At 72.0% G+C, this 11581-nt stretch carries 10 protein-coding genes and 1 pseudogene; 8 read left to right on the top strand and 3 right to left on the bottom strand.

Features of this window, described 5'->3' with window-relative positions:
• The 5 genes and pseudogenes from ACZ6EG_RS32680 to ACZ6EG_RS32660 all read left to right on the top strand — a co-directional run.
• A pseudogene (locus ACZ6EG_RS32680) lies at positions 1-441 on the top strand (DUF3459 domain-containing protein); the annotation flags it as partial.
• On the top strand, positions 438-2156 hold the full coding sequence (gene treS / locus ACZ6EG_RS32675; RefSeq protein WP_469610077.1) for a maltose alpha-D-glucosyltransferase: 1719 nt from the start codon (positions 438-440) through the stop codon (positions 2154-2156). The pseudogene ACZ6EG_RS32680 and the gene treS, both read left to right, overlap by 4 nt.
• A gap of 28 nt (positions 2157-2184) precedes the next feature.
• Positions 2185-3546 carry a maltokinase N-terminal cap-like domain-containing protein gene (locus ACZ6EG_RS32670; protein WP_391972593.1) on the top strand — a complete coding sequence of 454 codons (1362 nt, stop codon included), beginning with the start codon at positions 2185-2187 and terminating at the stop codon, positions 3544-3546.
• A 3-nt stretch (positions 3547-3549) separates the two neighbouring features.
• The gene (glgB, locus tag ACZ6EG_RS32665; protein WP_469610073.1) at positions 3550-5772 is read left to right on the top strand and encodes a 1,4-alpha-glucan branching protein GlgB; all 2223 of its coding nucleotides are present in this window, start codon (positions 3550-3552) and stop codon (positions 5770-5772) included.
• Between the two features lie 108 nt (positions 5773-5880).
• The gene (locus ACZ6EG_RS32660; protein ID WP_391972595.1) at positions 5881-6972 is read left to right on the top strand and encodes a glutamate--cysteine ligase; all 1092 of its coding nucleotides are present in this window, start codon (positions 5881-5883) and stop codon (positions 6970-6972) included.
• Between the two features lie 34 nt (positions 6973-7006).
• Here the strand turns inward: ACZ6EG_RS32660 and ACZ6EG_RS32655 are convergent, their stop codons facing one another.
• Positions 7007-7240, bottom strand: a complete 234-nt coding sequence (locus tag ACZ6EG_RS32655; protein ID WP_361017122.1) for a DUF6480 family protein — start codon at positions 7238-7240, stop codon at positions 7007-7009.
• A gap of 160 nt (positions 7241-7400) precedes the next feature.
• Here ACZ6EG_RS32655 and ACZ6EG_RS32650 point away from each other — a divergent pair, with 160 nt between their 5' ends.
• Together ACZ6EG_RS32650 and ACZ6EG_RS32645 are read left to right on the top strand one after the other, a co-directional pair.
• Entirely contained in the window at positions 7401-9308 is a 1908-nt protein-coding gene (locus ACZ6EG_RS32650) for an AMP-dependent synthetase/ligase (protein WP_391972596.1), read from the top strand.
• Positions 9309-9462: 154 nt separating this feature from the next.
• Positions 9463-9897, top strand: a complete 435-nt coding sequence (locus ACZ6EG_RS32645; RefSeq protein WP_053126956.1) for an ATP-binding protein — start codon at positions 9463-9465, stop codon at positions 9895-9897.
• A 21-nt stretch (positions 9898-9918) separates the two neighbouring features.
• Here the strand turns inward: ACZ6EG_RS32645 and ACZ6EG_RS32640 are convergent, their stop codons facing one another.
• Positions 9919-10377: an ATP-binding protein gene (locus ACZ6EG_RS32640; RefSeq protein ID WP_391972597.1), complete on the bottom strand. Its 459-nt coding sequence runs from the start codon at positions 10375-10377 to the stop codon at positions 9919-9921.
• A gap of 46 nt (positions 10378-10423) precedes the next feature.
• Entirely contained in the window at positions 10424-10789 is a 366-nt protein-coding gene (locus ACZ6EG_RS32635; RefSeq protein WP_356610808.1) for a PRC-barrel domain-containing protein, read from the bottom strand.
• A gap of 384 nt (positions 10790-11173) precedes the next feature.
• Here ACZ6EG_RS32635 and ACZ6EG_RS32630 point away from each other — a divergent pair.
• Positions 11174-11581 (top strand): HAMP domain-containing protein (locus ACZ6EG_RS32630; RefSeq protein WP_356610793.1); only part of this gene is annotated, 408 nt, incomplete at its 3' end.

The raw sequence follows: 11581 nt of genomic DNA, 5'->3' as shown, positions 1-11581 counted from the left end.
AGCGAGAAATACCAGCTCACACCCCGCGACTGGGCCGCCGCCGAACGCGAGGGCCGCACCATCGCCCCCCTCGTCACCAAGCTCAACAGCATCCGACGGGACCACCCCGCGCTGCACCGGCTCAGGAACCTCCGCTTCCACCGGACCGACAACGACGCGCTCATCGCGTACAGCAAGCGCGAGGGGTCCGACGTCGTGCTGGTGGTCGCCAACCTCGACCCCCGTCATCCGCAGGAGGCCACGATCACGCTCGACATGCCGCAGCTCGGCCTCGACTGGCACGAGTCGGTGCCGGTCCACGACGAACTCACCGGCGAGACCTACCACTGGGGCCGGACGAACTACGTGCGCCTGGAGCCCGGCCGGGCCCCCGCTCACGTCTTCCACGTCCGGCGGCCGTCCGCCGCCGTTCCCCCGAAGGGAAGGTCAGCAGCCTCATGAGCGTGAACGAGCCCGTACCGGACAAGTTCGAGGACACACCCGCCAGGGACCGGGACCCGGACTGGTTCAAACGAGCCGTCTTCTACGAGGTCCTCGTCCGCTCCTTCCAGGACAGCAACGGCGACGGCGTCGGCGACCTCAAGGGCCTCACCGCCAAGCTGGACTACCTCCAGTGGCTCGGGGTGGACTGCCTCTGGCTGCCGCCCTTCTTCAAGTCACCGCTCCGCGACGGCGGTTACGACGTCTCCGACTACACCGCCGTCCTGCCCGAGTTCGGCGACCTGGCCGACTTCGTCGAGTTCGTGGACGCCGCCCACCAGCGCGGCATCCGGGTGATCATCGACTTCGTCATGAACCACACCAGCGACCAGCACCCGTGGTTCCAGGAGTCCCGCAAGGACCCCGACGGCCCCTACGGCGACTACTACGTCTGGGCCGACGACGACACCCGTTACGCCGACGCCCGCATCATCTTCGTCGACACCGAGGCGTCCAACTGGACCTTCGACCCGGTCCGCGGCCAGTACTACTGGCACCGCTTCTTCTCCCACCAGCCGGACCTCAACTACGAGAACCCGGCCGTCCAGGAGGAGATCCTGGCCGCCCTGAGGTTCTGGCTGGACCTCGGCATCGACGGTTACCGGCTCGACGCCGTCCCCTACCTGTACGCCGAAGAGGGCACCAACTGCGAGAACCTGCCCGCCAGCCACGCCTTCCTGAAGCGCGTCCGCAGCGAGATCGACGCCCACTACCCCGACACCGTGCTGCTGGCGGAGGCCAACCAGTGGCCGGAGGACGTGGTCGACTACTTCGGCGACTACGCGGTCGGCGGCGACGAGTGCCACATGGCCTTCCACTTCCCGGTCATGCCCCGCATCTTCATGGCCGTGCGCCGCGAGTCCCGCTACCCGGTCTCCGAGATCCTCGCCAAGACCCCGGCCATCCCCTCCAACTGCCAGTGGGGCATCTTCCTGCGCAACCACGACGAGCTGACCCTGGAGATGGTCACCGACGAGGAGCGCGACTACATGTACGCGGAGTACGCCAAGGACCCGCGCATGCGCGCCAACATCGGCATCCGCCGGCGGCTCGCCACCCTGCTGGACAACGACCGCGACCAGATCGAGCTGTTCACCGCGCTGCTGCTCGCCCTCCCGGGATCGCCGATCCTCTACTACGGCGACGAGATCGGCATGGGCGACAACATCTGGCTCGGCGACCGCGACGCGGTCCGCACCCCGATGCAGTGGACCCCGGACCGCAACGCCGGCTTCTCGACCTGCGATCCGGGACGCCTGTACCTCCCCACGATCATGGACCCGGTCTACGGCTACCAGGTGACGAACGTCGAGGCCTCCATGGCCTCGCCGTCCTCCCTGCTGCACTGGACCCGCCGCATGATCGAGATCCGCAAGCAGAACCCGGCCTTCGGCCTCGGCACCTACACCGAGCTGCCCTCCTCCAACCCCGCCGTGCTGGCCTTCCTGCGGGAGTACGAGGACGACCTGGTGCTGTGCGTGAACAACTTCGCGCGGTTCGCGCAACCCACCGAGCTGGACCTGCGCGAGTTCGCCGGACGCCACCCGGTCGAGCTGTTCGGCGGGGTCCGCTTCCCGGCCATCGGCGAGCTGCCGTACCTGCTGACCCTCGGGGGCCACGGCTTCTACTGGTTCCGGCTCACCCGAGTCGCATCCCGCATCGGCCGCCGCGTTTGAGTCCGGGCCGAGGAAAGGACGCGTCACCATGCCGAAGACCGCATCCCTGCGCCGCGGACGCGGGCAGCTCGCCGAGCCCATGGCGTCACTCGGCGAGCTGCTGCGGGAGTGGCTGCCGCGCCAGCGCTGGTTCGCGGGCAAGGACCGTCCCGTGGCCGAGCTGGGTCTGCTGTCGATGACCGAGCTCTTCCCGGGCTGCCTGCACCTGCTGGTGCACACCGGGCACGGCCCGGTGCCCGCTCCGGGCGGTGCTCCCCAGGCCGGGGACTGCTACCAACTGCTGCTGGGCGTGCGCGAGCAGCCCTCGCCGCGGCTGGGCCGGGCGCTGATCGGGCAGGTGCAGGACGGCCCGCTGGCCGGCCGGACGGTCTACGACGCGCTGCACGACCCCCGGTCGGCCCAGCTGCTCCTGGAGCGGCTCAGACAGCCCGGCGAGGCGGGCCCGCTGCGCTTCGAGTCCGACCCCTCGCGCCCGGTGCCCGGCGGACTCGTGCCGCGGCTGCTGGACGCCGAGCAGTCCAACTCGTCACTCATCTACGGCGACGAGTTCATCCTGAAACTGTTCCGGCGCATCCAGCCGGGCGTCAACCCCGACCTCGAGGTGCCCGACGCGCTGGCCCGCCAGGGCTGCGGCCGGGTCCCGGCGCCGGTGGCGTGGATGCGCACGACCCGCCCGTACGAGGCGACGCTCGGTGTGCTCCAGCCCTTCCTGCACGACGCCTCCGACGGCTGGACCCTCGCCCTGGACGCGCTGGCCGCGGGGGACGACTTCACCGTGCAGGCCCACGAGCTGGGCCGGGCCATGGCCGACGTGCACCTCGCGCTGGCCTCGGCCTTCCCGGCCGGCCCGGCCGGGGAGAACGACCGGACCGCCGCGGCGATGACCGAGCGGCTCACCGCCGCCGCGCACTGCGTACCGGCCCTGCAGCCCTTCGTCCCCGGGCTGCGGGCGGCCTTCGCGGCGCTGTCCACCTGCGACTCCGGACCGCCCGCCCAGCGCATCCACGGCGACCTGCACCTGGGGCAGGTGCTGCGGGCCGGCCGGGACTGGTTCGTCATCGACTTCGAGGGCGAACCGTCCCGTCCGCTGTCCGAACGGCGCAGCGCCCACTCCCCCGTGCGGGACATCGCGGGCATGCTGCGCTCCTTCGACTACGCCGCCCGGCAGCGCCGCCCGTGGCGCCCCGAGTGGGCGCGCCGGTGCCGGGAGGCCTTCTGCGCGGGCTACGCCGCCCGCGCCGGGTGGGACCCCCGTAAGAAGCACGGCCTGCTGCGCGCCTACGAGACGGACCGCGCCGTGTATGAGGTGCTGTACGAGGCGCGGCACCGCCCCGACTGGCTTCCCGTACCCATGGCGGCGATCGAACGACTCGCCGTGAGAGGAGACTGACCCGTGGCCCTCCGCGACACCTCGCTCCCCGAGCCGTCCGGTCCCGTCCCGTCCGCCCCCGGCGCGTACGGCACCGCACCGCCCCTGGACCCCGTCGACCGGGGGCGCCTCCTGGCGGGCGCCCACCACGACCCGCACGCCCTGCTCGGTGCCCATCCGGTGCCCGGCGGCATCGCCTTCCGGGCGTTGCGCCCGTTCGCCCGCGAGGTCGACTTGGTGGTCGACGGGGAGCGCCACGCCCTGGTGTCGGAGGAGGACGGCCTCTTCTCCGCGGTGCTGCCCCTGCCGGGCATCCCGGCGTACACCCTCGTGGTGACGTACGCGGAGGGCGAGCAGGAGACGCACGACCCGTACCGCTTCCTGCCCGCCCTCGGCGAGCTGGACCTGCACCTGGTCGGTGAGGGGCGGCACGAGCAGCTGTGGCGGGCGCTGGGCGCTGAGCCGATGACCCACGAGGGCGTCACCGGCACCCGGTTCACGGTGTGGGCGCCGAACGCGCAGGGTGTGCGGGTCGCCACGGACTTCACCCACTGGGACGGCACGGCGTTTCCGATGCGCTCGCTCGGCGCCTCGGGGGTGTGGGAGCTGTTCCTGCCGGGCGTCGGCGAGGGCACCCGGTACAAGTTCGAGATCCACTCCCGCTACGGGCACCGGTTCCTGAAGGCCGACCCCATGGCGCGCCGTACCGAGGAGCCCCCGAACACCGCGTCCGTCGTGACCGCCTCGCACTACGAGTGGGACGATGCCGCGTGGATGCGCACCCGCGCCGACCGGCCCGTGCACGAGGCTCCGTTCTCCGTGTACGAGGTGCACCTGCCGTCCTGGCGGCCGGGGCTGACCTACCGCGAGCTGGCCGACGTGCTGCCCGCCTACGTCAGCGACCTGGGCTTCACCCACGTCGAGCTGATGCCGGTCGCCGAGCACCCCTACGGCCCCTCCTGGGGGTACCAGGTCACCGGCTTCTACGCGCCGACCGCGCGGCTCGGCTCGCCCGACGACTTCCGGTACCTGGTCGACGCCCTGCACCGGGCGGGCATCGGCGTGATCATGGACTGGGTGCCGGCGCACTTCCCGAAGGACGACTGGGCGCTGGCCCGCTTCGACGGGGACCCGCTGTACGAGCCCGGGGACGAGCGGCGCGCGACCCACCCGGACTGGGGGACGTACACCTTCGACTTCGCACGGACCGAGGTGCGCAACTTCCTCGTGGCCAACGCGGTGTACTGGTGCGAGGAGTTCCACATCGACGGGCTGCGCGTCGACGCCGTCGCCTCGATGCTCTACCTGGACTACTCGCGCGACTCGGGCCAGTGGGAGCCCAACCAGTACGGCGGCCGGGAGGACCTGGCGGCCATGGCGTTCCTCCAGGAGATGAACGCGACCGTCTACCGGCGCTGCCCGGGCGTGGTGACCATCGCCGAGGAGTCGACCGCGTGGGGCGGGGTGACCCGGCCGACCGACACCGGCGGACTCGGCTTCGGCCTGAAGTGGAACATGGGCTGGATGCACGACTCGCTGGAGTACGTCGCCCACGAGCCGGTGCACCGCAAGTACCACCACCACGAGATGACCTTCTCGATGGTGTACGCCTACAGCGAGAACTACTGCCTGCCGATCTCCCACGACGAGGTCGTGCACGGCAAGCAGGCGCTGGTGTCGAAGATGCCGGGCGACTGGTGGCAGCGGCGGGCGAACGTCCGCGCCTACCTCGGCTTCATGTGGGCCCACCCCGGCAAGCAGCTGCTGTTCATGGGCCAGGAGTTCGCGCAGGGTGCCGAGTGGTCCGAGGAGCAGGGCCCGGAGTGGTGGCTGCTGGACGAGGGCTACCACTCGGCGGCCGACCACCGCGGGGTGCAGGACCTGGTCCGCGAGCTCAACACCCGCTACGCGCAGACGCCGGCCCTGTGGCAGCGGGACACCGACCCGGCCGGTTTCCGGTGGGTCGCCGTGGACGCGGCGGAGGACAACGTCTTCGCGTTCCTGCGTTTCGACGCGGCCGGCGCTCCCCTGCTGGCGGTGACGAACTTCTCCCCGGTCGTGCGGCACGGGTACGCGCTCGCCGTCGGCGACGAGGCCGTCGCCTGGCAGGAGGTCCTCAACACCGACGCCGTGGAGTACGGGGGCAGCGGGGTGGCCAACGCCGACCCGGTCAAACCCGAGGACGGCAGCATCACGATCACGCTGCCTCCGCTGGCCACGGTGTGGCTGAGGCCGTACGCCCTGTGAGACGGGGCGGCGCGTCGAGGTGTCCGGCCGCTCCGCCGGGGCATTCGGTGGTCCTACGCAGGGGACGACCTCGTCGTCGCAGCCGGGCCCACAGAAAGGCGACATCACGTGCGCACCGTCGGAGTGGAGGAGGAACTCCTCCTGGTCGACCCCGATAACGGCGAGCCGCGGGCACTGTCCGCCGCCGTCCTCGCCCGGGCCTCGCTCGACGACGCGGAGCAGGACGTCTTCGAGAAGGAGCTGCACGAGCAGATGCTCGAGTTCGCCACGCACCCGCAGGCGGACATGGACCAGCTGCACGCGGAGATCGTGCGCTGCCGCAAGGAGGCCGGGCGGCACGCCGGGGGGATCGGCTGTGCCGTCGCCGCGCTCGCCACGTCGCCGCTGCCGGTCACCCCGTCCATCGGCATGAACCGCCGGTACGACTGGATGGCCGGCCAGTACGGCGTGGTGGTTCACGAGCAGCTGGTCCTGGGCTGCCACGTGCACGTGTCCGTGGAGTCCGACGAGGAGGGCGTCGCGGTGATCGACCGGGTGCGGCCCTGGCTGCCGGTGCTCACCGCGCTGAGCGCGAACTCCCCGTTCTGGCAGGGCCGGGACTCCTCGTACAGCAGCTACCGCAGCCGGGTCTGGCAGCGCTGGCCGTCGGCCGGTCCGACGGAGCTGTTCGGCTCGGCGGAGACCTACCACCGGCGGGTCGCGGACATGGTCGCCACCGGCACGATCCTCGACGAGGGGATGATCTACTTCGACGTCCGGCTCTCCCAGCGGTACCCGACGGTGGAGTTCCGGGTCATGGACGTCTGTCTGGACGCGAGCACCGCCGCGCTCATCGCCGCGCTGGCCCGCGCCCTGGTCGAGACGGCCGCGCGGGAGTGGCGGGAGGGCACGAAGCCGGCCGGGCACAGCGTGAGCCTGCTCCGCCTCGCGGCCTGGCGGGCCGCCCGCTCCGGGCTGACGGAGGAACTGCTGCATCCGGAGACGATGCGGCGGATGCCGGCCGAGGCGGTCCTGCGGGCGCTGCTGGAGCACGTCGAGGAGGCGCTGGCGGCCGACGGCGACCTGGAGCGGGTACGGGACGGCGTCGAGAAGCTGCTGCGGGACGGCAACGGCGCCCGGGTGCAGCGGGAACTGCTGGAGCGCACGGGCAGCCTGCGGGACGTCGTCACCGAGTGCGCGCGCCGTACGCAAGCGGCGTGAGGCGTCCCGCGGCCAGGAGGCGGCCGGTCCGCTCTCAGAGCATCAGGACCAGGGCGTAGCCGAGGAAGCCCGCGGCGACGACCGCCACGAGGACGAGGATCACCGCCAGCGGCGCCTTGGCCCAGCCTTTGGGCGGGTTGTTCCCCTCCCACGGCCCGGCCTCGGACATGCTGCTCTCCCCCGGCGGGGTCTCGCCGGGCGGCACGCCACCGCCGGGCGTCAGGCCGGTGGTGCGATCGGGTTCCGGATCGGGATTCGTGTATCTCATGACGACCGGGTCCCCCGATCCGCCGAGATCACCGGGCGGGAACACTTCTGCCGTCCCGGCCCCCCGTCGCCTGCGGCTCGGCTAGATTCCGAGCACCGCCGACGACGGTGCCCGTCGGTGCTCGCCCGGTCCACCGTCCGCACACGTCAGGAGCCAGCGCATGCGCGACCTCGCTCTCGCTCCCCCGACCGTCCCACCCCTGACCGGCGGGCTCGCCGACAGCCTCTTCGAGACGGCCGCCCGCGAACCGACCCTGCCGATGCTCGCCCGCCGCACCCACCAGGGCTCCGCCGACTGGCAGGAGGTGACGGCCGTGGAGTTCCGCGACGAGGTCGTCGACCTCGCCAAGGGGCTGATCGCGTGCGGGATCGCGCCGGGCGACCGGGTGGCGATCCTGGCCCGCACCCGGTACGAGTGGACGGTCTTCAGCTACGCGCTGTGGGCGGTGGGCGCCGAGGTCGTGCCGATCTATCCGACGTCCTCGCGCGACCAGGTCGAGTGGATCCTGCGGGACGCGGGCTGTGTGGCCGTGGTGGTCGAGGACGAGCAGAGCGTGATGACCGTCGGTTCGGTGTGCGCGTCGCTGCCGTCGCTGCGCCACGTCTGGCAACTCGACGCCGGCGCGGTCGACACGATCGTGGCGCGCGGCGAGTTCCTGCCGTACGCCACGGTCGACTCCATGCGCCGCATCGTGCTGCCGGACTCCACCGCGGTCGTGGCCTACACCTCGGGCACGTCCGGCCGCGCCATGGGGTGCGCGCTGAGCCACCGCGGCCTGGCCAGCCCGTGCGACACGCTCCTCGCCGGCTGGGGCCACACGGTGGCGCCGCCGGGTGAGCAGGGCGCGGTCCTCGCCTTCCTGCCCTTCTCGCACGTGTACGGGCTGATGATCCAGAGCCTGTGCGTCCGGGGCGGGCTGCTCATGGCGCACGAGCCCGCGATGACCGACGAGGCGCTGTCCTCGGCCCTGCGCACCTTCCGTCCCACGTACCTCTACGCCGTCCCGTCGGTCCTGGAGAAGCTCTACAAGACCTTCCTGCGCACGGCCCAGCAGGCGGGCCGGGGGGCCTTGTTCGAGCGGGCCGCCGGCACGGCGCGCGACTTCGCCGCCGCGCTGGAGCGCCAGCGGCTCGGCCGGGGGACGGGGCCCGGCCTCGACCTCCGTCTCCAGCACGCCCTGTACGAGCGGACGGTGTACCGCCGGCTGCGGACCGCGCTGGGCGGCCGGGTGCGCCGGGCGACGTCCGGCGGTTCACCCCTCAGCCGCGAACTGTCGCTCTTCTACGAGGGCATCGGCGTGTACGTCCACGACGGCTACGGGCTGACGGAGACCAGCGGCGGGCTGACGATGCAGCCGCTCGGCCGGGAGAAGTCCGGCACCGTCGGGCAGCCGCTGCCCGGCATGGAGATCCGGGTGGCCGACGACGGGGAGATCCTGGTGCGCGGTCCCTCGATGTTCCAGGGATACGTGGGCGACGAGGCCGCCACCCGTCGGGTGCTGCGCGACGGCTGGCTGGCCACCGGGGACATCGGGCACCTGGACGAGGAGAACTACCTGGCGATCACGGGCCGCAAGAAGGACGTCATCATCACCAGCGGCGGCAAGAGCGTGGCTCCGGCCGCCCTGGAGGAACGGCTGCGCATGCACCCCCTCGTCCACCAGGCCGTGGTCGTGGGCGACAACCGGCCCTGCGTCGGGGCGCTGATCACGCTCGACCCGGCGTTCCTGACGCACTGGCGGGCGGGCCTGGCCCTGCAGGCGGACGCCCCGGCCCGCGAGGCACGGGAGGAGAACGCGCTGCGCGAGGAGGTCGCGCGGGCCGTCGCCGCGGCCAACAGTGCCGTGTCGCGTTCGGAGTCCATCCGGGTCTTCCGTGTCCTGCCGCAACCGTTCGACGTCGCCAACGGGCTGCTCACACCGTCGATGAAGCTCCGGCGGGACGAGATCGTGCGCACCTACGCCTTCGAGATCGACGCCATGTACGAGGCCCGCTCCCGCCGGCCGCCCCAGGTGCCGCTCGCGGAGCAGGCCGGCTGGGAGGACGCGGACAACGTGTTCCTGCGCTGACGGTACGCGGTGGGTGACGCCCCGGTCACCGGCGGCCACCGGGCGCGGGCTCCGGCAGGAGGAGGCGCGTAGGGTCGGCCCGCTCGGGAACTAAGAGACGAAAGGAGTACGAAGAGGGGACAACGCCCGGCCGACGCCGGGCCGGGAAGGCGAGATGGCAGCCGAGTCGCGTTGGGACAGGACACTGGCTTCCGAGGAGATCACGAACCGCACCGCCAGCTTCACCGGGGAACTGCACAATGTGACCGGTGCGCGCCTGGTCGCGGAGGAGTTCCTCTTCGATCTGGCCCGGGCGGCGCCGCCCTCGGCGCCCGAGCACTGGGACGACATCCTTCTCGTCGTCACGGAGCTGGCGGCGAACGCGGTGCAGTACGCCCCCGGGCCCTTCCAGCTGCGGCTGCGCCGCACCTTCGACGGGGTGCACGTGGTCATGCACGACACCAGCACCACGGAGCCCGCACCGCGCGCCTTCCACCCGAACAGTGGCGGCGGCGGCATCGGCTGGCATCTGATCCACACCCTGTCCGACCAGGTGAGCGTGGTCACGGGCGAGCGGGGCAAGGACATCCACGTCTTCCTGCCCTGGTGACCGGGGCCGGGGCCGTCGCGGTCAGCGGGTGCCCGCGTCCCGCAGCGGCACCAGCGCGCTGATGGTCTTGCCGCCCTCCGGGCGGCGGTCGACCGCGACGTCCCGGGCCAGGCGGGCCACGAGCGGCCAGCCGTAGCCGCTGCCGCGGTGCGTGGTGGGGAAGGCCCGCACGGCCGGGGGCACCACCGCGCTGTGGTCGTGAACGGCGATCCACAGGCCCTCGTCCGTCGGCCGGACCTCGAAGCCGGCCAGTCCCTCGCCGTGCCGGATGGCGTTGGTGACCAGTTCCGAGACCACCAGGAGCAGGTCGACGACGTCTTCCTCCCGCACCCCACGGCCCGCACCCCACTGCGTGCGGGCCACCGACTCCGCGTAGGCGCGTGCGGTGGCCGCGCTGGTCACGGAGCCCGCCCCCGGTGCCTGGGCACGGGGCGGGCCCACGCCGGCCGAGGCCGTGCTGATCCCGTCGATCGGTTCCATGTCAGTGGTGTCCCTGGAGTTCGCCGTACCGTCGTTCGGCACCGGGTCAGTCCGCGGTGGTCTCCCGCGGCGGCAGCCGATGGTAGTAGTCGCCGACGGACGCCAGGTACTCCCGGTCCATCGTCTCGCTGTCGGTCCGGAACCGGGGCGCGGCCTTGACCTCCGCCCGGGTGCAGGCCACCGTGACCGTGCGGGCCTCGGTGTCGATGCCCCTGACCACGCCGACCGGCACGAGCACGCTCCGGCCGAAGACCCAGACGCCGGTGTCGACGACCAGGTGCCGCATGCCGTAGTGCTCGGCCTCACGGTCCACGTGACCGATGGTGCCGTCGCCGGCGACGACGGTGCAGCCCGTCAGGTCCTGCCCCTCCAAGTGACCGCTGCCCACCGCGTACGACCAGATGCTCTCCATCGGCACGCTTTCCCTTTTCTCCCGTTTCGGTGACGACTGCGGGGCCGGCGGACGCCACGGGCCGGACCGGCTCCACAGCAGCGGATACCCGGCCCGGGCCGCCGCATTCGGCCGGTCGCGGATCGGCCGCGGCAAAATGCCGTCGAGTACCCAGGAGTCGGCTGCTCATGCGTGCCGTGCCCCGTCCGGGCTCCGTTCTCCACCTCCTGGCGCCCCGCTTTGGTGCACACCCCGCACCTGGGTTAGCCTCTGGCGTATTTTTTCTCCTAGGGCAGATCCGTGAACTGCGGAAATGCGTGCACGACAGGCCGGACCGCACCACGGTCCGGAGGGGGTTCCGAGTCCTCGCTCCGAGGGCTCCTGGGGAGCGGAACGAGGGTGCGAATGACCAGCGACAGCACCGGGACCGTGGAAGCGGTTCCGGGCGATCAGGAGTTGCGCCGTCTGCTGGCGGGCCTGACCGCCGTACGGGACGGCGACTTCGGCACCCGTCTGCCGGACGAGGCGGACGGCCTGATGGGTGACATCGCCAAGGTCTTCAACGGCATGGTGGACCAGTTGTCCGTGTTCACCTCGGAGGTCACCCGGGTGGCCCGCGAGGTCGGCACCGAGGGAACCCTCGGCGGGCAGGCCAGGGTGCCGGGAGTGTCGGGCACCTGGGCCGACCTGACGGACTCGGTCAACGCCATGGCGGGCAACCTGACCACCCAGGTCCGTGACATCGCCCAGGTCGCCACCGCCGTGGCCAAGGGCGACCTGTCGCAGAAGATCGACGTGGACGCCCGCGGCGAG

This window comes from Streptomyces sp. NPDC041968 (genome assembly GCF_055589025.1).
This window is presented reverse-complemented; position numbering and strand designations above follow the sequence as displayed.